Raw genomic sequence first — 25078 nt, forward strand, 5'->3', positions numbered from 1 at the left:
ACCGCTATTTCACCGCGCTATCGCACCCTTGCCGCGCATTCATCCGCACCGTAGCGCCGTCAGGCACCAGCGCTTTGCTCACCTTCCCATCCTCCATGGAAGGGATGACGGCGAAGTGCGCCGAAAACTCGGTAAATACCGGCGCGCCCGCCGCCGTCCTGACCTTCATATACTGCTGTTCCAGCATGACGTTATTCGCCACCGTAAACGTTTTTCCCGTGGCGCAATCGGCAAAGAGCGCGGCATCGGCCATATAACGATACATTCCCTTCATCGCCATCGGCGTATCCGGCAAGGCCAGCTCCGTGGCATTCAGCCGATAAGCGTGCGGCGAATCGATGGGAATGCCCTCTTGATCCAGCATCTCCAGATCCCTCCCCTGCGGACGGAAATAAAGTTTGTCGCCGTGGCTATCGGTCAGCACCAGTTTATCCGCCGTCCGCCGCCACTGACCATATTCAGCAAAGGTATTCGTTCCCTCACGCGTCGTTTGATAATGCTGCCGCAGAATAAACGTGCCATCTTCTGACAAAAACAGCGACGTATCAATGCCTTCGCAATCAGCACAGGGCAATATGCCACGATAGCTCTGCGCCATCGGTTTTAGGGGCTCTTCCTGCATCTGCGAACGAGTGTGACACCCGATCAGCACAGGTATTACCGCAACCAACAGCGCGCCAATCGCCAGTTTCTTCACTATTATTCTCCTGCCGGGGTCGGTTATTTTACTGATAAGTTATTCTACTGCTTATCAACCAGCGCATAATAATTCCTATTAACGCGCGGTTTGCCAGTCGGAAAATGTGATTTCCAGACTATTCTCGCTGTCGGACAACCAGATAATGCCTTCCTGTAAGGTAGCCTGTAGCGTCATATTTTTCTTTGCCAAAGCGGCGAGTTGGGCCAGTTGACGATCGTCCAGAAAATATATCGCCAAATTCTTATACCCCGAGACTTTGCCCGCAATATTTTGCCACCACACCTGCGCGGCGCGTTCGCCATAGGCGTAGAGAACGACTGAACGAGACAGGCTGCAGGCTTTCTTCAGCCGTTTTTCATCCGGCAACCCCAGTTCAATCCACTGTTCCAGCTCCAGCGTATCATTACGCAACCAAATTTCCGGCTCATCGTCGGCGCTCAGACCTTTCGTGAAGCGTAAATTCTCATCCGCATGGCAGATCCAGGCCAGTAAACGCAACATCATCCGCTGCTCCGTTTCTGAAGGGTGCTGGGCGATGGTCAGGTTAGCGTCATAGAAAAAATGGCGATCCATATCCGCGATATTGATCGCCGCCTTGTACACCGTTGCTTTTAATGCCATCTGTTACCCCATATTTATCCGCGGACAGTGTACTTGAGTTCCGGCTCTCCTCACAGCAAAGACGCGCGCGATAACGAAACAGAGAGATTGGAATACTGATAACCTATTTGCGCCTATGCTATAGTCGATTTGATGAATAGAGTTTATCTTCGTAGGCTTACAACATCCGTCGCAGTAACATGAGGATGCGCGCATGTCTACCGGGTTAGACTTTCAGGGGAGGATATAGTGCAAGAATACTGTGAATTAGTACGCCGCATATATGCGGAGATCGCCAGTGGCGATCTGGGCTATATACCCGACTCGCTGGGTTGCGTATTGAAAACCCTGGATGGCATCGCCGCCAACGACGAACTGCCATCCTCTGTCAGGGAACAGGCGGCTTACGCCGCCGCCAACTTATTGGTGAGCGATTATGTCAATGAGTAATGAATATCAACCCATCAACTGTGATGATTACGACAATCTGGAAGCCGCCTGCCAGCAGAATTTAATACTGACGCTGGAGCTGCGTAATGGCGAAACCGTTATCGGCAAAGCCAGCGACATGATCTCGCGTAAGCACGTTGAATACTTAGTGATCGAAGAGGCCGGCGCGACGCGCGAGCTGCGTCTCGACCACATTGTCAGCTTTAGCCACCCGGGAATCGGCAAAGTGGTGGTCAGCGAATCCTGATTCGTCCCGGTTCCCCTCAAACGGACAACAAAGGTTGTCCGTTTTCATTTCACCCAGGCAATATGCCAATCTGGCTCTCCCTCTTTCGCCTCGCCCTCCAGGGTGACGAACCAGCCAAGCGCCGCGATCAGCCGGTCATTATAGAAGAGCAGCGGCGTGCGATCGCGCCACCACGGCGGCACGCCCAGTTCTTGCCAAAGTTTTTTCATCGACCGGCCGCCGGCCCGCCCCACCCGATGCACGCGCCCCGCGGCGCTGAACCGAATGCTCACCAATTCCTGCGCGCGGGGCCGGCGAACTCGCGTGCCGTCCGCCGCCAGCGCCAACACGCCGGCCCCGTCGGGCAGCTCAAGCGGCCCGGCCGGCGGTCGCCAGGCTAATACGCGTTCTCTCAGCGATTGCATCAGCGGCAGCGCATAAAGATGCTGACGAAAACGCCTAATCTGCCACTGATTGAGCTGCAGCACCGGGTCGGCGTCCTGACGGCTGACGGCGACCTCATCCCACAGCCGTTGCAGTTGCTCGCGGGCCGGCATCTGCACGCCCCGTTCAGCCAGCCAGCGGCGCAGCAATGCGCAGCGCCGCGCCGGACTCAGCGGCGCCAGCCCGCCGATGCTCAGGGAGCCATCCGGCCGGCTCAGCGCCCGCAGTGATTCGGCCAGCAGCTCATCAAGCAACTGTTCCTGCTCGGCGCACAGCTGCGCGCTGCGCGCCGCCGCCGCCGGGAAATGCGGCCAGCGTTCGCGGAGCTGAGGAAGAATGCGCCGGCGCAGAAAGTTACGATCGAAGCGCTCGTCCCGGTTGCTGTCATCCTCAATCCAGGAGAGCCGGTGGGAACGCGCGTAGGTTTCCAGGCGCTGGCGGGAAAAACCGAGCAGCGGACGCAACAGCCGATGGCCGCCCAGCGTGGTTTGCGCCGCCATGGCGGACAGTCCGGCGGGGCCGCTGCCCCGTTTGAGCGCCAGTAAAAAAGTTTCGCTCTGATCGTCGAGATGCTGCGCCGTCAGCAAAACCTCATCATCCAGCAGATGTTCACGCAGCGCCCGATAGCGCGCGTCCCGTGCCGCGGCCTCAATGCCGCCGCGCTGGACGTCGACGGTCACGTCGAGCCGGGTAAACGGCACCTGCCACTGCCGGCATTGCCGCTCACAGTGTTCGGCCCAGCTATCCGCCTGCGGATTTAACCCGTGATGCACGTAAGCCGCGCGTAGTTCGATATGACGGCGCCGACGCAACGCCACCATCAGATGCAGTAGCACGCTGGAATCCACGCCGCCGCTGTAAGCCACCAGCGCTTTTCCACATCCCTCGATTTGCGCAACCAGAGAGGTTAACAGCGGATCGTCCGCAGCGGTCTGGTTCACGGCGCTACTCCTCATACAGTTCCAAGGGCAGCCCATCGGGATCGCTAAAGAAGGTAAACCGCCTTTGCGTTTCAGAATCGATACGCACCGGTTCACAGCTTACCCCCGCCAGAGCGAGCGCGGCGATAGCCTGTTCGACGCTCTCCACCGAGAAGGCCAGATGGCGCAGGCCGCGGGCTTCGGGGCGGCTAACGCGCGCCGGCGGATTGGGAAATGAAAACAGCTCAATGACGTAGCGTCCATTCAGCGCCAAATCCCCTTTCCAGGAATCGCGCTCGGCGCGATACACCTCACTCATCAGGGTAAACCCCAGAATATCGCAATAGAACCTTTTGCTGCGCGGATAGTCGGCGCTAACGATCGCAATATGGTGAACGCCATTCAGCTTTAGCATAACCCGTTCCTGCTCCCTCTCACAGATTGATCTATATCATTTGATGCGACGAATTTTATCACGCCTTTCGCTCAAAACGATTCACCTCTCAGACCGCCGGCCCCCGCTTGATAGTCTGTCTTAATGGCAGGCTCAGTCAATAAATCCAAATAAATGAAAGGAGTCGGTATGTTTGACCCGCAGATGTTTGTTTTGGGTAGTTCCCCGCTAATTGTTCTGATCGTCCTGATTCTTTGGTTAAAAACGCCTGTACATTATTCCATTCTCATCGCACTGGGGCTGACATTAGCGATTGCCGCCGGGTTCTGGCGGTCATCGCCTGCAGATCTGCTGCTGTCGTCGCTGTATGGCGCCGCAAAGGGACTCTGGCCGATTGTAATCGTGATACTCGGCGCAATCTACAGCTACAACCTGATGCAGAAAACCGGCGCCATGGAGGTATTGAAAAACACGCTGGCGGCCATTAGCGACGATCCGCGCATTCAGGTTTTGCTGATCGCCTGGTGTTTCGGCGGCTTTCTTGAAGCCGCCGCCGGATTCGGCACCGCCGTCGCCATTCCCATCAGCCTGCTGATTGCGCTGGGATTCGACCCGCTGAAAGCCGCCATCGCCTCGCTGGTGGCCAATACCGTACCGACCGCCTTCGGCGCCGTGGGCATTCCGGTATCGATTCTGGCGCAACAGACCGGGCTGCCGGTAACGGATCTCGGCGGCATGGTGATTATTCAGCTCGCGCTGTTCAATTTGCTGTTGCCGTTTGTCGTCGTCGCCATCACCAACGGCGGCATCCGCGCGCTGCGCGGCGTGGTGTTTATCACCCTGATGTGCGGCGTCGCCTCGCTGGTGCCGCAGTATCTGGCGGCGGCCTACATCGGCGCCGAGCTGCCCGCCTTCGCCGGCAGCCTAGCGAGCATGGCGGTGGTGATGTGGCTGGCGAAACGGCGTCCGCGGACGCGATCCGCCGCTCAGACGGCGCCCCGAACCACCTACGGCCGCGGGCAGATGTTACGCGCCGGCGCCATCTATCTGCTAACCTTTATTTTTATCCTGCTGTGTTCTCCGCTATTTCCCGCGCTGAAACGATTTGTCGGACTGATCTCCAGCCAATTCCCTTTGGCGCTGAGCAACGGGCAAACGCTGCTGCTGAAAATTGAGTGGCTGGGCACTCCCGGCGTGCTGATTATCCTGGCGACGCTGATCGGCGGCGCCGTTCAGGGCGCGCGGCCGGGCCTGATGCTGGCGGTGCTGTGGAGCACCGTAGCGCAGTTGAAAAAATCCATCATCGCCATTTGCGCCATCGTCGCCATGGCGACGGTCATGGACACCAGCGGCATGATCGGCGACGTAGCCAATTCTCTGGTGGCGGTCACCGGGCGCGGCTATGTGTTCATCGCGCCGCTAATCGGCGCGCTGGGCACCTTCGTCACCGGCAGCGATACCAACTCCAATGTGTTGTTCGGCAAACTGCAAACGACGGCGGCGCAGCAGATAGGCGCCGACCCGCTATTGCTGGCGGCGGCCAACACCTCCGGCGCGACGGGCGGAAAAATGATCTCGCCGCAAAGCATCTCGATCGCGGTTTCGGCGACGCGCATGGAGGGACAAAGCAGCGCCATTATGTCCGGCGTACTGCGCTACTGCCTGATCTACATTGCCATTCTCGGGGTGAAGGTGAGCGCACTGTACTATTTTTTCTATTGATATCAATAAAATAAAACCAATTAAGCTGGAAGATAGCATTAAAAACCAATTTATCCGTATGGCGGTTTTAATCGTTAGTTAGTCATGGAGCACATGTCGATGAACATTAATTTTTACGTCACCTGCCTTGGCGATGCCTTGAAGGCAAAGATGGCGCGTGACACGGTTCTACTGCTCGAGCAATTGGGCTGTAAGGTATTTTTCCCAGAAAAACAAGGATGTTGCGGCCAGCCCGCGTTAAACAGCGGCTATGTCGACGGCGCCAAACCCGCGATGAAATCGCTGATCGCGGCGCTGGAAGAGAATAATTATCCGATCGTTTCCCCGGCCGGCTCCTGTACCTATGCCATTAAAAACTATGCCGGCTACCTTAGCGATGAGCCGGAGTGGGCCCGGCGCGCGCAGGCGGTCGCCGATCGCATGCAGGATCTCACTTCGTTTATCGTTGATGTTCTCGGCGTGGTCGACGTCGGCGCCCGCCTGCCCGGTAAAGCGGTCTACCACCCTTCCTGCAGCCTGTCGCGCAAGCTCGGCGTCGTCGACGCGCCGCTGACGCTGCTGCGCCATGTCGCTGGGCTGGAGCTGGTGCCGTTCGAGCATGCGGAAACCTGCTGCGGCTTCGGCGGCACCTTCTCGGTCAAGATGGCCGAAATCTCCGGCGAAATGGTCAAAGAAAAGGTAAGGCACATGATGACGCCGCGGCCGGACTATCTGATTAGCGCCGACGTTAGCTGCCTGATCAATATCGGCGGCAGACTCAGCCGGGAAAAACATCCCGTCAAGGTGATGCATATCGCCGAAGTATTGATGAGCCGATAAGGGGAGCGACATGTACTTAAAAACCAGCAAAGTTGATTTCAGGCCACGCATCAGCGCGGAGATGCAGGACGAGATCATGCGGCGTAATGTCTCCATGGCGCAGGAGCGCATCGGCGCCAATCGACAAAAAATGGTGGAAGAACTGGGAAATTGGGAGCAGTGGCGCGATCAGGCGGAGGCAATCCGTAACCACGTACTGGAAAATCTCGACGCCTATCTGTATCAGCTGAGCGAGAAGGTGACGGAGAACGGCGGGCACGTCTTTTTCGCCCGCACCTGCGAACAGGCCACCGACTATATTCTGCAGGTCGCGCAAGCCAAACAGGCGAAGAAGATCGTCAAGTCCAAGTCGATGGTCACGGAAGAGATCGGCATGAACCATGTGCTGCAGCAGGCGGGCATCCAGGTGGTGGAAACCGACCTGGGCGAATATATTCTCCAACTGGATGAAGATCCGCCGTCGCATATCGTGGTGCCCGCCATCCATAAAGATCGCCGCCAGATCCAGCGCATCCTGAAAGATCGTCTGGGCTACGACGGCCCGGAAACGCCGGAAGCCATGACCTTATTCATTCGTCAGAAGATCCGCCAGGAGTTTCTCACCGCCGATATCGGCGTCACCGGCTGTAACTTCGCCGTCGCTGAAACCGGTTCGGTATGCCTGGTGACCAACGAAGGCAACGGGCGGCTGTGCACCACCCTGCCGAAAACCCATATCGCGGTGATGGGCATGGAGCGTATCGCCCCCAGCTTCGCCGAGGTCGACGTGTTGATTACCATGCTGTGCCGCAGCGCGGTGGGAGCCCGGCTTACCGGCTACAACACCTGGTTGACCGGCCCGCGTCAGGAAGGCGATATCGACGGACCGGAGGAGTTCCATCTGGTCATCGTCGATAACGGACGCTCCAAAGTTCTGGGCTCCGAATTCAGTTCGGTGCTGCGCTGCATCCGCTGCGGCGCCTGTATCAATACCTGCCCGGCCTACCGCCATATCGGCGGACACGGCTACGGCTCGATCTATCCCGGTCCTATCGGTTCGGTGCTCTCGCCGCTGCTGGGCGGCTATAAGGATTTTAAAGATCTGCCTTACGCCTGCTCGCTCTGCACCGCCTGCAACCAGGTCTGCCCGGTGAAAATTCCGCTGGCGCAGCTGCTGCTCAAGCATCGCCGCGTGATGGCGGAACAGGGAATCACCCCGAAAACGGAGCAGCGGATCATCAAAGTGTTCAACTATGCCAATGCCCACCCCGGCTTATGGAAAGTGGGGATGACCGCGGGCGCCAAAGTCGCCGGCTGGATGATCAAGGACGGCAAAATGCCGATAAACATCGGCGCGCTTGGCGCATGGACGCAGGCGCGCGACCTGCCGGAAGCGGACGGCGAAAGCTTCCGCAGTTGGTTCAAACGCCACCAGTCCGAGGGGAAAAAATAATGCTTAACCAACAAAACCGTGACGACTTTTTAGCGGAAATCGCCAGACAACTGGGGCGGGACGTACGCCATACGCCGATCGGCGCGCCGTCGGAAACCCCGCTGCTGGCGCAGACGCGCCTGACGGAACTGTCGGCGGACCAGCGCTGCCAGGCGTTTGTCGATTTCGCCCGCGCCACGCTGAAAGCCGACTGCGTGCTGACCTCCTCAGAGGCGCTGCTGGAAAGCCTGCTGGCGCTGTGCGAAAAATACGGCCAGGCTCCGGTGATCGTCAGCGGCGACGCGCGTTTGGCCGAGCTGGGCGTTACCGAGCGGTTGCAGCAGCGGTTCAACGCCCACGTCTGGCGCCCCGACGCGCAACAGGAGAATATCCGCCTGGCCGAGCAGGCGAAGATCGGCGTGGTCTACGCCGAAGCGGGGCTGACCGAGTCCGGCGGGGTAGTGCTGTTTTCCGCGCCGGAGCGCGGCTGCTCCATCAGCCTGCTGCCCGAAACCTCTATCTTTGTGCTGCGCAAAAGCGACATTCTGCCGCGCGTGGCGCAGCTGGCGCAGCGGCTGCGCGCGATGGCGCAAAACGGCGAGCGGATGCCCGCCTGCATCAACCTGATCGCCGGCCCCAGCTCCACCGCCGATATCGAGCTGATTAAGGTCATCGGCGTGCACGGGCCGGTCAATGCGGCGTATCTGATTATCGAAGATCGCTGACGCCGAAACGGACCGCGTCATAGAAAAGAAAAAGCCCGCGATCCTAAGGATCGCGGGCCCAGACGCCGGTAAGGATGGATATTTAGCAGTAGCCGTAATTCATCAGCCGCTGATAGCGGCGGTTAAGCAGCTCGTCTTCATCCAGCGCATCCAGATCTTCAAGATCGGACAGCAGCTGCGCCTTCAGCGATTCGGACATCGCCGCCACGTTGCGATGCGCGGAGCCCAGGGGTTCCGGAATAACGCTGTCAATCAGCTTCAACTCTTTCAGGCGCGGCGCCGTAATGCCCATCGCTTCCGCGGCCAGCGGCGCCTTATCCGCGCTTTTCCACAGAATAGAGGCGCAGCCTTCCGGCGAAATCACCGAATAGGTGCTGTATTGCAGCATATTGACCTTATCGCCGACGCCAATCGCCAGCGCGCCGCCGGATCCGCCCTCGCCGATAACGGTACAGACGATGGGCACGCGCAGGCAAGACATTTCCCGCAGGTTGCGGGCGATGGCTTCCGACTGGCCGCGCTCTTCCGCTCCGACGCCGGGATAAGCCCCCGGGGTGTCGATAAAGGTGATGATGGGTAATTTAAAGCGCTGCGCCATTTCCATCAAACGCAGCGCCTTGCGATAGCCTTCCGGCGCCGGCATGCCGAAGTTACGCCGGATTTTTTCTTTGGTCTCACGTCCTTTCTGATGACCAATAATCATCACCGGACGTCCGTCCAGACGCGCGATGCCGCCGACAATCGCCTTGTCGTCGGCATAGGCGCGATCGCCCGCCAGTTCATCAAAATCGGTAAAGATGTGTTTGATGTAATCCAGCGTATAAGGCCGCATGGGATGACGCGCCAGCTGGGCGACTTGCCAGGCGCCCAGATCGGAGAAGATTTTGCGCGTCAGTTCAACGCTCTTCTCACGCAGGCGCTGGACCTCTTCATCCAGATTAATATCTAATTTTTCGTCTTGACGGCTGACTGCGGTCAGCGAGTCAATTTTCGCTTCCAACTCTGCAATCGGCTGCTCAAAATCAAGAAAATTCAGACTCATAGTATTCCTATATTAGTCAAATTCCAGTTCCACCTGCTCATTACCCACTACGGTGCGCAGATCGTTCAGCAGCGCATCGGTCGGCGTTATCCGCCATGCCGCCCCGAAGCGTAGCCGGGCGCGCGCATCTTCGCGCTGATAATAAAGATGCACTGGGATCGTCCCCGATCGATGAGGTTCCAACGATTCGCGGAGACGGTTCAATAGCTGGTCATCAATTTGCCTGTCAGTCAGGGAGATAGCAAGCCCGCGCGCATATTTTTCCCGCGCTTCGCTGATATCCATTAACTCGCGGACGGTCATTTTAAGTCCGCCGCTGAAGTCATCAAAGCTGACCTGTCCACTGGCGATCAGAATACGGTCTTTTTCCAATAAATGCTGGTATTTTTCCAACGCATCGGTAAACAGCATTATTTCAAGGCGACCGGATCGATCGTCCAGCGTACAAACCCCAATACGGTTTCCCCGTTTGGTCACCATGACCCGCGCGGCCAGCACCAGTCCCACGGCGGTGGTCATTTTGCCCCGATCCGTCGGGTGCATATCTTTTAAACGTACGCCGCCGGCGTAACGTTCTATTTCCTTAATATATTGGGTTATGGGGTGCCCGGTCAGATAGAGCCCCAGCGTCTCCCGCTCGCCGTCGAGCACCACCTGCTCCGGCCACGGCGCCACCGTGCTGTAGGACTGTTCAACCTGCTCGGGCGCATCCGCCAGCACGCCGAACATATCCACCTGGCCGATGGCTTCCGCCTTGGCGTGCTGGTCGGCCGCCTTCAGCGCGTCGCCCAGCGAATTCATCAGCGCGGCGCGGTGCGGCCCCAGGCGATCGAACGCCCCGGACATGATCAGCTTCTCCAACACCCGGCGATTCAGCTTCTTAATATCGGTACGGGCGCAGAGATCGAACAGCTCTCTGAAGTAGCCGCCCTGATTGCGCGCTTCAATAATCGCCTCAATCGGCCCTTCGCCCACGCCTTTAATCGCGCCGATACCGTAAACGATCTCGCCGTCATCATTGACGTGGAAATGGTAAAGCCCGCTGTTAATGTCCGGCGGCAGAATTTTCAACCCCATGCGCCAGCATTCGTCCACCAGCCCCACCACTTTATCGGTGTTATCCATATCGGCGGTCATCACCGCGGCCATGAACTCCGCCGGGTAGTGCGCTTTTAGCCACAGCGTCTGATAAGAGACCAGCGCATAGGCGGCGGAGTGCGATTTATTAAAGCCGTAGCCGGCGAATTTTTCCACCAGGTCGAAGATTTTCATCGACAGTTCGCCGTCGACGCCGATCCTTTCCGAGCCCTCTTTAAACACCGAGCGCTGCTTCGCCATCTCTTCCGGTTTTTTCTTACCCATGGCGCGGCGCAGCATATCCGCGCCGCCCAGCGTATAGCCCGCCAGCACCTGGGCGATCTGCATCACCTGTTCCTGATACAGGATAATCCCGTAGGTCGGCTCCAGCACCGGCTTCAACGATTCATGCTGCCACTCGATATCCGGATAGGAGATGGCTTCGCGCCCGTGCTTACGGTCGATAAAGTTATCCACCATGCCGGACTGCAGCGGACCGGGACGAAACAGCGCCACCAGCGCGATCATATCTTCAAAGCAGTCTGGCTTCAGGCGCTTGATCAGATCCTTCATGCCGCGCGATTCAAGCTGGAATACCGCGGTGGTTTCCGAGCGTTGCAACATGTCGAAGCTCTTTTTGTCATCCAGCGGAATGGCGGCGATATCGACCGGCTCCAGCCCCTGCTTCGCCCGCCGGGCGTTAATCATCTCCAGCGCCCAGTCGATGATGGTCAGCGTACGCAGCCCCAGGAAGTCGAACTTCACCAGCCCGGCGTATTCGACGTCGCTCTTATCGAACTGGGTAACCGGATGATTACCCTCCGCATCGCAATAGAGCGGCGCAAAGTCGGTGATCTTGGTCGGGGAGATAACCACCCCGCCCGCATGCTTGCCCGCATTACGCGTCACGCCTTCCAGCTTACGCGCCATGTCGATCAGGGCCTTGACTTCCTCATCCGCTTCATAGATTTCGGGCAGTTGCGGTTCGGCGGCGAACGCCTTCTCCAGCGTCATCCCCGGGTCGGGCGGCACCAGCTTGGAAATCCGGTCCACAAAGCCATAGGGATGCCCGAGCACCCGGCCCACATCGCGGATCACCGCTTTGGCGGCCATGGTGCCGAAGGTAATGATCTGCGATACCGCGTCGCGCCCGTACATATCGGCAACGTGATCGATGACGCGATCGCGCTTCTCCATACAGAAGTCGACGTCGAAGTCGGGCATGGAAACGCGTTCCGGGTTAAGGAAACGTTCGAACAGCAGGTCGAACTCCAGCGGATCCAGGTCGGTAATTTTCAGCGAATAGGCCACCAGCGACCCGGCGCCCGAACCGCGCCCGGGCCCGACGGGGACATCGTTGTCCTTGGACCACTGAATAAACTCCATCACGATCAGGAAGTAGCCGGGGAATCCCATCTGGTTGATAACCTGAAGCTCGATCTCCAGGCGTTCGTCATATTGCGGGCGTTTGGCGGCGCGCTCCTGCTCGTCGGGGAACAGGAACGCCAGACGCTCTTCCAGACCCTCTTTGGCGCGCTTAACCAGATAATCCTCGGTGGACATGTCGCCGGTCGGGAACTGCGGCAGAAAATATTCGCCCAGCCGAATGGTCACGTTACAGCGTTTGGCGATTTCAACGCTGTTGATCAATGCTTCGGGGATATCGGCAAACAGCTCGCACATCTCGTCTTCGCTGCGCATATACTGCTGCGGGCTGTAGTTGCGCGGCCGTTTGGGATCGTCCAGCGTATAGCCGTCATGGATCGCCACGCGGATTTCGTGCGCCTCGAAATCCTCTTCGCTGATAAAACGCACATCGTTGGTGGCCACAACCGGCAGGTCGTATTTGGCGGCCAACTCCACCGCGGCGTGCAGATAGCTCTCTTCATCCGGGCGTCCGGTGCGGATCAGTTCCAGATAGTAGCAATCGGGGAAATATTGCCGGTAAAAAGCCAGACACTGTTCGGCCTGCGCCTGATTTCCACGCAGCAGGAACTTGCCGATATCGCCGTGACGGCCGCCGGATAGCAGCAACAAACCTTTGTTGTACTCAATCAGCCAGTCGCGATCGATAGTCGGGCCTTCGGCCCCGTAGCCGCGCTGATAGGCATGGGAAATCAGCAGCGTCAGATTCTGATAGCCTTCGTTATCCATCGCCAGGATGGTGAGCTGGGCGAGTTCATCGCCCAACTCCTCGCTCGCGACATAGAAATCGGCGCCGACGACGGGCTTAATGCCGGCGCCGTGCGCGCCGCCATAGAATTTGACCAGCCCGCAGAGGTTGGTGAAATCGGTAATCGCCAGCGCCGGCATGCCCAGCGCCGCCGTTTTTTTTACCAGCGGCCCGATCTTCGCCAGCCCATCGATCATGGAATAGTCACTGTGCACACGCAGGTGAACAAAACGTGGTTCGGCCATACCCAGATCCCAGAATTTATCGCTTGGTCAACGCATCGCGGCGTTGAGAGTTAATTGATGAGGTCAACAACGCCCCCGTTATCGTCATCCCCGCGCGGGCGGGGATCTCGCGAAGACAATATATTGTTTTCGGCAAGATTGCGGCCTTGGCAGCCGCGGCACAGGGACCGCTCCGCTGATGGTATGTTACGCCAATCCTAACGCCCGTTTAACCGGGGCGAAGCTCCGGCGATGGAACGCGGTGGCGCCCAGCGCCGCCAGTTTTTCCAGATGGAAAGCGGTCGGGTAGCCCTTATGCTGGGCAAAGCCATAATCCGGGAAAAGCTTATCCAGCTCGACCATTTCGCGATCGCGCGTCACTTTCGCCATAATCGACGCGGCGCTGATCTCCGCCACACGGCTATCGCCCTTCACCACCGCCTGAGCCGGCATCGGCAGCGCCGGACAGCGGTTGCCATCGATCAGCGCCAGGTCCGCCGTCAACGACAGCCCGGCCACCGCCCGCTGCATCGCCAGCATGGTGGCGTGCAGGATATTTAACCGGTCGATCTCCTCAGGCTCGGCGCGTCCCAAACTCCAGGAGAGCGCTTTCTCTTTTATTTCATCATAGAGCGCCAGCCGGCGTTTTTCACTGAGCTGTTTCGAGTCCGCCAGCCCGACGATAGGGCGGGCGGGATCGAGAATCACCGCGGCGGTGACGACCGCGCCCACCAGCGGTCCGCGCCCGACTTCATCAACCCCGGCGATACGGTAATACCCCTGCGGGTAGATAAATATATCACTCATGATTTCACCAATTCCAATACCGCCTGCGCCGCCTGCTCGTCGGCGTTGCAGCGAATCTGCTGGTGTAAATCCAGAAACGTGGCCTGCAGCGCGGCGGCCTTGCTCTCATCAGCCAGCCAGGGCATCAACGCCGCCGCCAGTTTATCCGCCGTGCAATCCGTTTGCAGCAGCTCCGTCACCAGTTCCCGCCCGGCCAGCAGATTCGGCAGGGAAACCCAGGGCGTTTTCACCAACCTGCGCGCCAGCCAGAAGGTGAAAGGTTTCATGCGGTAGCCCACCACCATCGGACATTTCGCCAACATGCACTCCAGCGCGGCGGTTCCCGAAGCCAGCAGGGCGGCGTCGCTGGCGATCATCGCTTCGCGCGCCTGCCCGTCCAGAAGATGAACCGGCAGATCGGACGCGACGCTCTCTTTTATCCGTTCAAACTGCTCGCGGCGTTTGGCGTTGACCAGCGGAACGACGATTTCCAGATCGGGAAAGCGCTGGCGCAGAAGGCGAGCGGCGTTCAGGAAGTCGGCGCTGAGCATCTCCACCTCAGCCCCGCGGCTGCCGGGCAGCAGCGCCAGACAGCGGGCCTCGGCGGGGATCCCCAGGGTTCTTCTGGCCGTCTGTTTGTCCGGGCGCAAAGGCATGTCGTCAGCCATGGTATGGCCGATAAAACGGCAGGGGACGTTAAAACGATCGTAAAACGCTTTTTCAAATGGAAGAAACGCCAGGACCATGTCGGTCGACTTACCTATTTTGAAAACGCGTTTTTGACGCCAGGCCCAAACGGACGGGCTGACATAGTGAACGGTGCTGATGCCGCGCCGTTTTAGATTGCCTTCCAGCGTGATATTGAAATCCGGCGCATCAATACCCACGAAGACATCGGGCTTCAGTTCGCTAAAGCGTTGCGTTAAGTCCCGGCGGATGCTGAGCAAGCGCGGCAAGCGTTCAAGCACTTCCACGATGCCCATCACGGCCAGCTCTTCCATTTCATACCAGGCTTCGCAACCTTCGGCCTGCATACGCGGCCCGGCGACGCCGACAAAGCGGGCGTCGGGCGCCTGTTTTTTTAGCGCGCGAATCAATCCGGCGCCAAGAATATCGCCGGAGGTTTCTCCGGCGACCAATCCGATTATCAGGGGTCGCGACATAGATTAACGGATGATGCCGCGGGTGGAGCGCGCGAAGAAATCAATAAACGCCTGTACCGCCGGATGTTGCCGCGCCAGCGCTTCAATTTCCGGTTTTACCTCGTCCAGCGTTTTACCGCTGCGGTAAATCAACTTATAGACGTTGCGGATGGCGTGCTGCGTCTCTTTCTCAAAACCGCGGCGCTTCAACCCTTCGATATTCAAACCGAACGGCGTGGCATGATTCCCCTGCGCGATGACGTAAGGCGGTACGTCCTGAGCGACGCCGGAGCATCCGCCGACCATGACGTGAGCGCCGATGATACAGAACTGATGCACCGCCGTCATGCCGCCGATAATGGCGAAATCATCAACGGAGACGTGGCCGCCCAGCGTCGCATTATTGGCGAGAATACAGCGGTTGCCGATAATGCAGTCGTGCGCGATGTGCGTGTTGACCATCAGCAGGTTATCGCTGCCGATTTTGGTCAACCCACCGCCTTGTTCCGTAGCACGGTGAATGGTGACACTCTCGCGGATACGGTTACGATCGCCGATCTCGACGCGGGTCGGTTCGCCTGCATACTTCAGATCCTGATTCACTTCGCCAATTGAGGCGAACTGATAGATTTCGTTATCGCGGCCAATTTTGCTGATGCCATTAACCACAACATGCGACTTCAATACGGTACCTGAACCGATCTCAACCTGAGAACCGATATAGCAGAACGGGCCAATATGTACGCCGGCGCCGATAACGGCACCGTCTTCAACGATCGAGCTAGGGTGAACAAAGGCGGTTTGATCAATCACGGTATCAGGCCTCCCGACGACGAGCACACATCATTGACGCTTCACAGGCGATCTCACCATCCACTTTAGCAACGCCTTTAAAACGCGCAACGCCGCGACGCTCTTTAATGAATTCAACCTCAAGGATCATCTGATCCCCGGGTTCTACTGGGCGTTTAAAACGCGCCTCATCAATTGCCGCAAAGTAATACAGTTCGCCAGGCTCAAGCTTGCCGACGCTTTTAAACGCCAGAATACCCGTCGCCTGAGCCATCGCTTCCAGAATCAACACGCCCGGGAAAATAGGTTTGCCCGGGAAGTGGCCTTGAAAGAAAGGTTCGTTAAAAGAGACGTTTTTCACCGCCCGTAAAAATTTTCCTTCTTCAAAATCAAGAACACGGTCAACCAGTAAAAACGGGAAGCGGTGCGGTAATAATTCTAAGATCTCTTCAATATGCAGAGTATGAGTGTCAGTAGTCAAAATACTCTTCCTGTCCATAAAACTGATGTCATCAACAACACGGCCTGCTCAGACCCTAAAAGGGGATCCTCAGGCAGGCCGCAAATAAGGATTAGTACACGGGTGCGCTAACGCTATTCAATTACTGAGCACGATTTTCTCACACCCGGACCTTTCATTTATACCCAGACAATGCGTTTTCACCTAAATCAGACAAAACGCCGGCGACTAGCTTTTATCGAGTTTTCGCTCAACGGCTTTTAACCGCTTGCTTATATCATCAATATTCATCACCAATGCGGCGGTCTTACGCCAAACTTTATTGGGCTGCAAAGGAATGCCTGAAGAGTATACCCCAGGTTCGGCGATCGGTCTCATCACCATGCCCATTCCCGTCACCGTCACTTTATCGCAGATCTCCATATGGCCGTTGATCACGCTGGCCCCGCCGATCATGCAATAGCGACCGATTTTCAAACTGCCGGCCATAATGACGCCGCCGGCGACGGCGGTATTGTCGCCAATCACCACGTTGTGCGCAATCTGACATTGGTTATCAATGATGACGCCGTTGCCGATAATGGTATCGTCCAGCGCGCCGCGGTCGATCGTCGTACTGGCGCCGATCTCGACCCGGTCGCCGATTTTAACCGAACCTAACTGCGGAATTTTCACCCAGTTGCCCCGGTCGTTGGCATAGCCAAAGCCGTCGGAGCCGATAACCGCGCCCGACTGAATCAGGCACTGTTCGCCCATCTCGACGTTGTGATAAACCGTAACGTTGGCCCATAGGCGGGTTCCGGCGCCGAGACGCGCATTTTTACCGATAAAACAGCCGGGGCCGATGCTTACGTTGTCGCCCAGATGCGCCCCGGATTCGATAACGGCATGCGCGCCAATGGAAACATTGCGCCCTAGCACCGCATCCGCCGCGATGACCGCGCTGGGCGCGATCTCCGTCGCCGGAGCCGGCGTGGTATCCATCAACTGAGCCATACGCGCGTACGTCAGATAAGGGTTTTTCACCACCAGCGCCGCAACCTGACAATAGGGCAAATCCGCTTCGGTCAGCACGACCGCAGAGGCCTTGGTCTGCGCCAGTTGCTCACGATAGCGACTGTCGGATAAAAAAGTTATCTGCCCGGACGTTGCTGAATGCATGGAAGCAATGCCTGTGACGACAAGGCCGCCGTCACCGTGCAATTGCGCATCCAACCGTTGTGCCAAAGCATCCAGTCGAATTGAAACCATGAATTATTTAACCTGTTTCAGTACATCGGCGGTAATGTCTTTCGCGTTTGCCGCATAAGCGACGGCATTGGCGTCAATCACCACATCATAGCCGTCTTTACTGGCGACAGATTTTACCGCGTCCTGAATACGGCTCAGGATTTTGTTGCGCTCTTCCATCTGGCGGCGACGGTTATCCTGGTCGAACGCCTGGGCTTTGGCGGAGAACCGATCGCGCTGGGCCATCAGGTCTTTTTCCATTTTGCTGCGGTCGCTCGCTTTCATGGTAGAACCATCGCGCTGCAACTTCTGCATTTTGGTTTGCAGATCTTTTTCCATCGATTGCAATTCGGACGCGCGCCCTTTGAATTCATTCTCCAGTTGACGAGCCACCGTTTCACGCTGCGGCAACTGTTGGAAAATACTGGATACGTTAACAACGGCAATTTTGTCGGCGGCCTGAACGCCGGCCGAAGCCGCCAACGCTAAACCGAGACTTGCAGCACACAACCACTTTTTCACTATAAACTCCTCAACCTAACCTGTTCGTGCCTGAGCACATATTGATGTGCATGGCGTAATCACGCTGGCAAAGCCATCAGCCTCTGAACATGACCTACGTCGATGCAACCTGCGATACCCGTCATAGTTCAAGTCGCATACGCGTTGCCTCTCCTGCGACTCGCATTATTTATGGGTATATATACGATCTGCCGACGTTACATTACCAGGTTTTGCCAATATTAAACTGGAACTGCTCCGACTTGTCTCCATCGTACTTTTTAACCGGCTGGGCATAGGAGAAGACCAGTGGCCCAAGCGGAGACATCCATTGCAGGGCGATACCGCTGGAGACGCGGAAATTGCCCGGCTTGCTATAATCGGGAATCCCCGCGGCAAGGGTCGCCGAAGTATTTTCCCAGTTGCTATCCCATACCGTGCCGCCGTCGACGAACAGCGAGGTGCGCACCGAATTGGCGTACTTCTCGCTGACAAACGGCGTAGGCACAATCAGTTCGCCGCTCAGAACCGCCATCGCGTTACCGCCCACCGCGTCATCCGACTTTTCAACCGGGCAGGACGAATAGGAGGTATCGCCGCTATTACACTTGTAATACGCCGCTTTCGGCCCGATGGTGTTCGACTGGAAGCCGCGCACCGTACTTGAGCCGCCCGCGTAGAAGTTGTCGTAGAACGGCACTTCCTTATCGCCCAGGCCATCGGCGTAGCCTGCACGGGCGCGGCCCATCAGCACCCAGTTGCGACTTTCGCTCAGCGGGAAATAGCTCGCGGAATCAAACGTCAGTTTATAGTACTCGTTATCCGAACCCGGCACGGTCACTTTGACATTCGCCGATACGCGGGAGCCTTCCGTCGGGAAGTAACCGCGGTCCAGCTTGTTATACACCCAACCGGTATTCAGGAAGAAATCATTCGCTTTATAACTGGCCTTGGCGTGCTCATCGGAAGTCACGATCTCCGGCTCGACGCCCACTTTATCCAGATAACGCCACATCGCCACCTGCGGCGACATATCGGAAACATCGTTGTGGACGTAATCCACCCCCAGACGCAGCGAGTTGTTCTCGTTGATCGGGAACCCTAGCGTACTGCCGATGCCGTAACTGGCGTTGGTGTAGTCGGACAGATCGGCATCGTAGGCTTCAAACTTGTTATAGAAAATACGACCGCCGAGGCTGACGCCATCAACCGTAAAGTACGGGTCGGTCATCGACAGTTCGACGTAGGTCTGATAGTCGTTTTTCGTTCCGCTGATACCGACGGAATTCCCGGTGCCCAGCCAGTTGTCCTGCTGCACGCCCGCCTGGAAGCTGACGCCGCTTTCCGTCCCGAAGCCGACGCCGAAGTTGAATGTTCCGGTGTTGCGCTCCTTGACTTTATAAATGACGTCGACCTGATCGGCCGTTCCGGGAACGCGCTGCGTTTCCACATCAACGCTCTCAAAGTAACCTAGCCGGTTCAGACGCTCTTTGCCCTGTTCGACCAAGTCGTTCCCTAACCATCCCCCTTCCATCTGGCGCATTTCACGGCGCAGCACGGAGTCTTTGGAGGTATCGTTGCCTTCAAAACGGATGCGGCGGACGGAGAAGCGATTGCCGGCGTCAACGTTGATATTCAGCTTAACCGTCTTATCGGCGTCATTGATTTCAGGCTGGGTCACCACGCGCGGATAGGCGTAACCGTAACGGCCCAGCAGCTTTTTGATATCTTCTTCCATACGGGTGACTTTGGTGCCGCTGTACAGCTCGCCCGGCTCGATTTTCGTCAGGCCTTCAATTTCCGCGGAGTGGCCGGCTAGATTTCCCTTCACGGCGACGCCGGAAAGTTTGTACTGCTCGCCTTCCGTCAAGTTAATCGTGATATAGATGCCCTTTTTGTCAGGCGTCAAGCTAACCTGCGTGGAGTCGATATTGAAGCGCGCATAGCCGCGGTCCAGATAAAAACTGCGCAGCGTTTCAAGGTCGCCGGAGAGTTTCTGCTTCTGATATTTACGATCGCCGACCAGGTTCCACCAAGGAACTTCGTCACGCAGTTGGAAGCGGGAGATCAGTTCGTCGGAGCTGAACGCTTTATTGCCGACGATATTGATTTGCTGAATCTTGGCGGAAACCCCTTCGGTAAACACCAGCTTCAAATCAACGCGGTTACGCGGCAGCGGCGTCACCACCGCTTTGACCGAAGCGCTGTATTTACCCACGCTGTAATAGAAATCCTCCAGCCCCTTCTCGATGCTGGAAAGCGTGGTGCGGTCCAGCGCTTCGCCGACCCGCACGCCGCTCGCATCCAGATTCTGCTTCAGCATGTCGTCTTTTACCGACTTATTGCCGGAAAACGTCAGGCTGGCGATCGTCGGGCGCTCCTTAACCTGCACAATCAGCGTTTCGCCGTCGCGCAGGACGCGGACGTCTTCGAAATTTCCGGTAGCGAACAAAGCGCGGATGGTATTACCGATATCATCATCGCTGACGGTATCGCCAACGCGGACTGGCATACTGAGTAATGCCGCTCCGACGGCAACCCTTTGCAGGCCCTCGAAATGAATGTCCTTCACTACGAACCCGTCTGCACCGTATACGGTGGCGCTGCTGAACAGCAGCGACGCTATGAGCAACTTTTTCATCGCCATCGTTGTTATGCGTTTTTCCTAACCTAATCCCACGCCTAGAGACGGGAGAAATCATTGAAAAGTGCGAGTCCCATTAACAACATCAGCAACACGGTGCCGATGCGGTAACTAAAGTCCTGCACACGCTCAGAAACCGGCCTGCCCTTCACTTTCTCGATCGCCAGGAAGAGCAGGTGTCCGCCATCCAATACCGGCAGCGGAAACAGATTGATAATCCCCAGATTGACGCTGATTAAGGCCAAAAACATCAGGTAATAAATCAATCCATAATCCGCCGACATTCCTGCTCCCTGGGCAATCGACACCGGACCGCTCAAGTTGTTCAACTTAACGTCGCCCGTAACCAGTTTCCCCAACATACTGACGGTCAATTTCATCAGCTGCCAGGTTTTATCTGTCGCCTGATAGATAGCGCTAAACGGCCCGTACTGGCGCACCGTTCGGTACTCCTCAGGCAGCGGCGTTACGCTCGGCATCACGCCGGCAAACCCTTCCATCCTGCCACTACCGACTGACTTACTATCGGGCGTCAACGTTAGCGGCAGTGTCGCTCCGCCCCGCTCTACGTCCAACGTAATGCTTTGACCGGGATTATCGCGCACGGCGATCACGAAAGCGCGCCAGTCGGTCAACACCCGACCATCGACTTTAACGATGCGATCCCCGGCCTGTAAACCCGCTTTTTCCGCCGCCGACCCCGGTTGAACCTGAGTCAGCACCGCCTCAATCTGCGGCCCTTTGGGCACTATCCCCAGAGAGGTCGCAGGGTCTTGCTTATCCGGCTCAAACTGCCAGTTACGCAGATCCAGCGTCTTCAGCACCACCTGATTCGAGCCCGGCGACACCGTACCGACCACCATCTCGTCGTCGCCGATTTTACCAATCAGCGCCAAACGCGCCGTATCCCAGTCAGGCGTTTCGATACCGTCAACCGACTTTAGTTCAATTCCGGCGGACATTTCCGCCTGAGAAGCGATGGAGTTGGGTAATATTTCACCAACCACGGGGCGGACGCCGGGAACCCCGATAATAAACACCAGCCAATACGCCGCTATGGCAAAAATAAAATTGGCGATGGGCCCCGCGCTGACGATTGCCGCACGCTGCCAAACCGTTTTATGGTTGAAGGCCTGGTGGCGAAATTCCGCAGATACGGTATCGACGCGCTCATCGAGCATTTTGACATAACCGCCCAGCGGAATCAGCGCGATAACGTATTCGGTGCCGAGGCGATCGCGCCAGCGCCATAAGGCGCGGCCGAACCCGACGGAAAAGCGCTCCACCTTGACGCCGCAGCGACGAGCTACCCAGAAGTGACCGAACTCATGCACCGTAATCAATACGCCCAGTGCGATGATAAATGCAGCCAAACTCCAGAGGAAATTCATCATAAATATTCTCTAATGTTCCATCCTAAACGGCTTTAAACATTAACAACATCAGGCAGGAAAACACCGGCACGGCGGCCGTCAGGCTATCGATGCGGTCAAGCACGCCGCCATGGCCCGGAATCAGGTGGCTGCTGTCTTTTATGCCCGCCTCGCGCTTAAACATGCTTTCAGTCAAATCGCCCAATACGGAGGCCAACGCCGCGACGACAGAGCAGATCAAGAGCGTTGACTGCGAAATCGCCAGAGGCGCATAGCGACTGAACAGCAAAGAAATCACCGCGGACGTGACCAGCCCGCCGATAAGCCCTTCCCAGGTCTTACCGGGCGAAACCTTCGGCGCCAGCTTACGCTTGCCGAACAGCCGGCCGAACATATAGGCGCCGCTGTCCGCTCCCCATACCAATAACATGACATACAATAGCCACCACGCGCCGCTAAAGGGATTGATATCATAGTTATACTGGCGAAGAGCGACCATGCCCCAAAAAAAAGGCACAATGGTCATCACCCCGAAAACCAGCCGCAGAATACGTGAATGACGCCATAGCGATGCGGAAGCAGGATAAAACAGGACCAAAAACAGAGCAACAGCCCACCAGACAAGAGAGATCCAGAGCGCCGCGCTAATTTGCGGTACATGTATGGAATAGTGATACGCCGGAAGCGTCAACAGCATGATCGCCAGTAGAAAACCGCACAGAATCGCCAGCCAGAGCCGTTGACCATATGAGGCGAACCCTGATAGCTGCCCCCACTCCCAGGCCGCCAGCATGCAAACGGCCAGGGTCACCAGGGTAAAGCCCAGGGGGGGCAACAAAAATAGAGCTGCAATAACGATCGGAATTAAAATCAAAGCAGTAATCAGGCGATACTTCAGCAAAAGTTCCCCCTAGGATGCATCTGCATCGATAGGCGTTGTTCTCCCGAAGCGACGCTCGCGTTGTGCAAATGCATTCAGCGCACCTTCAAAAACTTGTTCATCAAAATCAGGCCATAGAACATCGGTAAAATAGAGCTCGGCATAGGCAATCTGCCAGAGCAGGAAGTTACTGATGCGATGCTCTCCGCCGGTGCGGATCACCAAATCAACCGGGGCCAGGTCATTCAGGCAAACATATCGGCATAATGCGTCTTCATCGATACCATCGGGACGCAGCGTTCCCTCTTGTACCTGCTCCGCAAGCCGCCGGACTCCCTGAATGATATCCCAACGGCCGCCATAATTCGCGGCAATATTCAGCGTCAGGCCCGGATTATTTTTCGTCAGTTCTTCGGAGCGGCGGATACGCTCCTGTAAGCGCAGGCTAAAACGGCTGATATCGCCGATGATGCGCAAGCGGACTTTGTGCTTGTGCAGGCTTTTTACTTCGCTGTCCAGAGCCCGGACGAAAAGCTCCATCAGGGCGGTCACTTCCTGCGCGGGACGATTCCAGTTTTCACTGCTGAATGCGTAGAGCGTTAACGCCTCAAGTCCATGGCTGGCGGCGAAGCTTACCGCCCGGCGTACGGATTTCACACCAGCCTGATGACCGAAAATCCGCAGTTTTCCCCGGCTCTTAGCCCAGCGGCCATTGCCATCCATAATGATAGCGACATGCCGAGGCCCGGCGAATGACGGATTATCAGCTCTTTTTTGATTATCGGACGGCATAACGAATACTTATATCCTCAAACAAGAAATACCACAGTCCTTACGCAACGTCAGACCCTGTCAGCGCAAAAAAGCCGTGAACGATCACGGCTTAGCTTCACCGCTGGCGCAAGAGCCTCGCTTAGCCAGCCGTCGAGTGGCGCAGACTATACCACCTCAACCCCACATGAACAAATTGCGCCATGTGAATAACCCTGCCTAGCGCTCATAATACGTTAGCGCCTGCGCCGCGGCCTGCCTGGCCCAGCGATCGATGACCAGAACCTCATCGACGCTGGTCGGCTCCGGCAAGGCGAGTCGCTCAACCACCCGCTGATTCACCGCAGCGATCTCGGTAAAACGGATCTGCGACTGTAAAAACGCGGCGACCGCGATCTCATTGGCCGCGTTTAGCGCCGTCGTCGCCGCCTGGCCCTGGTTACAGGCGTCAATCGCCAATCGCAAACAAGGATAGCGGTCATAATCCGGCGCCGAAAACGTCAGGGCGCCCAACCGACAGAAATCCAGCGCCTGCACGCCCGACTTCACCCGGTGGGGATAGGCCATGGCGTGGGCAATCGGCGTGCGCATATCCGGCGTTCCCAGTTGGGCCAGCACGCTGCCGTCCGTATAGCGCACCATGGAATGAATCACCGACTGCGGATGGATGATCACTTCCATCTGCTCGGCGGACGCGTTAAACAGCCAGCGGGCTTCGATGTACTCCAGCCCTTTATTCATCATCGTGGCGGAATCCACCGAAATCTTGCGTCCCATCGACCAGTTAGGGTGCGCGCAGGCCTGATCCGGACTCATATCGGCCAACGCGGCTAGCGACGCGTCACGGAATGGTCCGCCCGAGCCGGTGAGAACAATACGCTCAACGCCATACTGTTCTAATGAAGAGTAGCCTAACTGCCGTTGAATTTGCTCAGGTAAACTCTGAAAAATCGCATTATGTTCGCTGTCGATAGGCAACAGTTGAGCGCTGCTTTGCACCACCGCGTCCATAAACAGGCGCCCGCAGGTTACCAGCGACTCTTTATTCGCCAGCAGCACCCGTTTGCCCGCGCGTATCGCGGCCAACGTCGGCAGCAGCCCCGCCACGCCGACGATTGCGGCTATCACCTGGTCGACGTCATCCAGCGCCGCCAGTTCGCATGCCGCCCGCTCGCCGGATAACACTTCGGTACGGCAGCCGTGTTGCGCCAGCCGTTGACGCAATAACCCGGCGCAGGCTTCATCCGCCATGGATGCATAATCCGGACGAAACGTTAGGCATTGTTCCAGCATCCGTTCGACATTGCGTCCTGCCGATAGCGCTTTCACTGAAAATTTATCTGGGTTTTTCTTAATGACCGCCAGCGAGCTGACGCCAATAGAACCAGTCGAGCCAAGAATAGTCAGTCGCTTCATTAAATCGCTCTGAATAACTGGATTTGATTACAGGAAGGTACACTAGTCTGAGACGATCGCCATAAAGTGTCTATGCCATTTATCGCAAAAACGCATGGCAAATTGATTCAACACCCAGGAAGACTGGCCTGCATCAAAAAACAAAGCGCCGCCGGC

23 protein-coding genes are annotated in these 25078 nt (G+C 57.0%); 6 read left to right on the forward strand and 17 right to left on the reverse strand.

The annotated features are described in order from the left end of the window. Window positions 1-4: 4 nt before the first annotated feature. Together nlpE and VSX58_RS07220 are read right to left on the reverse strand one after the other, a co-directional pair. Window positions 5-697, reverse strand: coding sequence for an envelope stress response activation lipoprotein NlpE (gene nlpE, locus VSX58_RS07215; protein WP_327617487.1), 693 nt, complete (start codon window positions 695-697; stop codon window positions 5-7). Between the two features lie 78 nt (window positions 698-775). Next, window positions 776-1321: a YaeQ family protein gene (locus VSX58_RS07220; protein ID WP_327617488.1), complete on the reverse strand. Its 546-nt coding sequence runs from the start codon at window positions 1319-1321 to the stop codon at window positions 776-778. A 228-nt stretch (window positions 1322-1549) separates the two neighbouring features. Between VSX58_RS07220 and VSX58_RS07225 the strand changes: the two genes are divergently transcribed. Next, a complete protein-coding gene (locus VSX58_RS07225; protein ID WP_327612657.1) occupies window positions 1550-1750 on the forward strand; it encodes a YaeP family protein in 201 nt (66 codons plus the stop codon). Further along, complete coding sequence (rof, locus tag VSX58_RS07230; protein WP_327617489.1) at window positions 1737-1997, forward strand: Rho-binding antiterminator; 261 nt, start codon at window positions 1737-1739, stop codon at window positions 1995-1997. The genes VSX58_RS07225 and rof overlap by 14 nt, the downstream gene beginning before the upstream one ends. Window positions 1998-2041: 44 nt before the next feature. Here the strand turns inward: rof and tilS are convergent, their stop codons facing one another. Further along, window positions 2042-3376 (reverse strand): tRNA lysidine(34) synthetase TilS, encoded by a 1335-nt coding sequence (gene tilS / locus VSX58_RS07235; protein ID WP_327617490.1) that lies wholly within the window; start codon window positions 3374-3376, stop codon window positions 2042-2044. Further along, window positions 3366-3755 (reverse strand): VOC family protein, encoded by a 390-nt coding sequence (locus VSX58_RS07240; RefSeq protein ID WP_327617491.1) that lies wholly within the window; start codon window positions 3753-3755, stop codon window positions 3366-3368. Before VSX58_RS07240 ends, tilS begins: the two co-directional genes overlap by 11 nt. A 168-nt stretch (window positions 3756-3923) precedes the next feature. Here VSX58_RS07240 and VSX58_RS07245 point away from each other — a divergent pair, with 168 nt between their 5' ends. The 4 genes from VSX58_RS07245 (at window position 3924) to VSX58_RS07260 (ending at window position 8411) form a co-directional block, all read left to right on the forward strand. Next, window positions 3924-5456 (forward strand): L-lactate permease, encoded by a 1533-nt coding sequence (locus VSX58_RS07245; protein ID WP_327617492.1) that lies wholly within the window; start codon window positions 3924-3926, stop codon window positions 5454-5456. Between the two features lie 99 nt (window positions 5457-5555). After that, window positions 5556-6275, forward strand: coding sequence for a (Fe-S)-binding protein (locus VSX58_RS07250; RefSeq protein WP_327617493.1), 720 nt, complete (start codon window positions 5556-5558; stop codon window positions 6273-6275). A 10-nt stretch (window positions 6276-6285) separates the two neighbouring features. Further along, on the forward strand, window positions 6286-7707 hold the full coding sequence (locus tag VSX58_RS07255) for a LutB/LldF family L-lactate oxidation iron-sulfur protein (protein ID WP_327617494.1): 1422 nt from the start codon (window positions 6286-6288) through the stop codon (window positions 7705-7707). Continuing rightward, window positions 7707-8411, forward strand: coding sequence for a LutC/YkgG family protein (locus tag VSX58_RS07260; protein ID WP_327617495.1), 705 nt, complete (start codon window positions 7707-7709; stop codon window positions 8409-8411). Before VSX58_RS07255 ends, VSX58_RS07260 begins: the two co-directional genes overlap by 1 nt. Before the next feature lie 82 nt (window positions 8412-8493). Here the strand turns inward: VSX58_RS07260 and accA are convergent, their stop codons facing one another. From accA to ispC, 13 genes are all read right to left on the reverse strand, one after another. After that, window positions 8494-9453 (reverse strand): acetyl-CoA carboxylase carboxyl transferase subunit alpha, encoded by a 960-nt coding sequence (gene accA / locus VSX58_RS07265; protein WP_327617496.1) that lies wholly within the window; start codon window positions 9451-9453, stop codon window positions 8494-8496. Between the two features lie 12 nt (window positions 9454-9465). Then, complete coding sequence (dnaE, locus tag VSX58_RS07270; RefSeq protein WP_327617497.1) at window positions 9466-12948, reverse strand: DNA polymerase III subunit alpha; 3483 nt, start codon at window positions 12946-12948, stop codon at window positions 9466-9468. Between the two features lie 186 nt (window positions 12949-13134). Further along, the gene (gene rnhB, locus VSX58_RS07275) at window positions 13135-13734 is read right to left on the reverse strand and encodes a ribonuclease HII (RefSeq protein ID WP_327617498.1); all 600 of its coding nucleotides are present in this window, start codon (window positions 13732-13734) and stop codon (window positions 13135-13137) included. Further along, a complete protein-coding gene (gene lpxB, locus VSX58_RS07280; protein WP_327617499.1) occupies window positions 13731-14876 on the reverse strand; it encodes a lipid-A-disaccharide synthase in 1146 nt (381 codons plus the stop codon). Before lpxB ends, rnhB begins: the two co-directional genes overlap by 4 nt. A gap of 3 nt (window positions 14877-14879) precedes the next feature. Then, window positions 14880-15668, reverse strand: a complete 789-nt coding sequence (gene lpxA, locus VSX58_RS07285; protein ID WP_327617500.1) for an acyl-ACP--UDP-N-acetylglucosamine O-acyltransferase — start codon at window positions 15666-15668, stop codon at window positions 14880-14882. Window positions 15669-15672: 4 nt separating this feature from the next. Beyond that, on the reverse strand, window positions 15673-16146 hold the full coding sequence (gene fabZ / locus VSX58_RS07290) for a 3-hydroxyacyl-ACP dehydratase FabZ (protein ID WP_183092042.1): 474 nt from the start codon (window positions 16144-16146) through the stop codon (window positions 15673-15675). A gap of 189 nt (window positions 16147-16335) precedes the next feature. Next, a complete protein-coding gene (lpxD, locus tag VSX58_RS07295; protein WP_327617501.1) occupies window positions 16336-17358 on the reverse strand; it encodes a UDP-3-O-(3-hydroxymyristoyl)glucosamine N-acyltransferase in 1023 nt (340 codons plus the stop codon). Window positions 17359-17361: 3 nt separating this feature from the next. Further along, complete coding sequence (gene skp, locus VSX58_RS07300; RefSeq protein WP_327617502.1) at window positions 17362-17859, reverse strand: molecular chaperone Skp; 498 nt, start codon at window positions 17857-17859, stop codon at window positions 17362-17364. Window positions 17860-18061: 202 nt separating this feature from the next. Beyond that, window positions 18062-20485, reverse strand: a complete 2424-nt coding sequence (gene bamA / locus VSX58_RS07305; protein ID WP_327617503.1) for an outer membrane protein assembly factor BamA — start codon at window positions 20483-20485, stop codon at window positions 18062-18064. Between the two features lie 35 nt (window positions 20486-20520). After that, window positions 20521-21876: a sigma E protease regulator RseP gene (rseP, locus tag VSX58_RS07310; RefSeq protein ID WP_327617504.1), complete on the reverse strand. Its 1356-nt coding sequence runs from the start codon at window positions 21874-21876 to the stop codon at window positions 20521-20523. Between the two features lie 22 nt (window positions 21877-21898). Then, window positions 21899-22756: a phosphatidate cytidylyltransferase gene (gene cdsA / locus VSX58_RS07315; RefSeq protein WP_327612640.1), complete on the reverse strand. Its 858-nt coding sequence runs from the start codon at window positions 22754-22756 to the stop codon at window positions 21899-21901. Window positions 22757-22765: 9 nt separating this feature from the next. Further along, window positions 22766-23527: a (2E,6E)-farnesyl-diphosphate-specific ditrans,polycis-undecaprenyl-diphosphate synthase gene (gene ispU / locus VSX58_RS07320; RefSeq protein WP_327617505.1), complete on the reverse strand. Its 762-nt coding sequence runs from the start codon at window positions 23525-23527 to the stop codon at window positions 22766-22768. Window positions 23528-23725: 198 nt separating this feature from the next. Further along, entirely contained in the window at window positions 23726-24922 is a 1197-nt protein-coding gene (gene ispC / locus VSX58_RS07325) for a 1-deoxy-D-xylulose-5-phosphate reductoisomerase (RefSeq protein ID WP_327617506.1), read from the reverse strand. Window positions 24923-25078 lie beyond the last annotated feature (156 nt).

Source organism: Brenneria populi (assembly GCF_036016195.1).
GTDB classification, from domain to species: Bacteria; Pseudomonadota; Gammaproteobacteria; order Enterobacterales; family Enterobacteriaceae; genus Brenneria; species Brenneria populi.

Bases quoted from the DNA above. Each gene is read 5' to 3' on its own strand.
- VSX58_RS07220 (WP_327617488.1), bottom strand. From the start codon at position 1,321: ATGGCATTAAAAGCAACGGTGTACAAGGCGGCGATCAATATCGCGGAT.
- VSX58_RS07250 (WP_327617493.1), top strand. From the start codon at position 5,556: ATGAACATTAATTTTTACGTCACCTGCCTTGGCGATGCCTTGAAGGCA.
- ispU (WP_327617505.1), bottom strand. From the start codon at position 23,527: ATGCCGTCCGATAATCAAAAAAGAGCTGATAATCCGTCATTCGCCGGG.
- VSX58_RS07245 (WP_327617492.1), top strand. From the start codon at position 3,924: ATGTTTGACCCGCAGATGTTTGTTTTGGGTAGTTCCCCGCTAATTGTT.
- tilS (WP_327617490.1), bottom strand. From the start codon at position 3,376: ATGAGGAGTAGCGCCGTGAACCAGACCGCTGCGGACGATCCGCTGTTA.
- ispC (WP_327617506.1), bottom strand. From the start codon at position 24,922: ATGAAGCGACTGACTATTCTTGGCTCGACTGGTTCTATTGGCGTCAGC.
- fabZ (WP_183092042.1), bottom strand. From the start codon at position 16,146: ATGGACAGGAAGAGTATTTTGACTACTGACACTCATACTCTGCATATT.
- rof (WP_327617489.1), top strand. From the start codon at position 1,737: ATGTCAATGAGTAATGAATATCAACCCATCAACTGTGATGATTACGAC.
- VSX58_RS07240 (WP_327617491.1), bottom strand. From the start codon at position 3,755: ATGCTAAAGCTGAATGGCGTTCACCATATTGCGATCGTTAGCGCCGAC.
- rnhB (WP_327617498.1), bottom strand. From the start codon at position 13,734: ATGAGTGATATATTTATCTACCCGCAGGGGTATTACCGTATCGCCGGG.
- VSX58_RS07255 (WP_327617494.1), top strand. From the start codon at position 6,286: ATGTACTTAAAAACCAGCAAAGTTGATTTCAGGCCACGCATCAGCGCG.
- bamA (WP_327617503.1), bottom strand. From the start codon at position 20,485: ATGGCGATGAAAAAGTTGCTCATAGCGTCGCTGCTGTTCAGCAGCGCC.
- accA (WP_327617496.1), bottom strand. From the start codon at position 9,453: ATGAGTCTGAATTTTCTTGATTTTGAGCAGCCGATTGCAGAGTTGGAA.
- lpxB (WP_327617499.1), bottom strand. From the start codon at position 14,876: ATGTCGCGACCCCTGATAATCGGATTGGTCGCCGGAGAAACCTCCGGC.
- VSX58_RS07260 (WP_327617495.1), top strand. From the start codon at position 7,707: ATGCTTAACCAACAAAACCGTGACGACTTTTTAGCGGAAATCGCCAGA.
- lpxD (WP_327617501.1), bottom strand. From the start codon at position 17,358: ATGGTTTCAATTCGACTGGATGCTTTGGCACAACGGTTGGATGCGCAA.
- rseP (WP_327617504.1), bottom strand. From the start codon at position 21,876: ATGATGAATTTCCTCTGGAGTTTGGCTGCATTTATCATCGCACTGGGC.
- dnaE (WP_327617497.1), bottom strand. From the start codon at position 12,948: ATGGCCGAACCACGTTTTGTTCACCTGCGTGTGCACAGTGACTATTCC.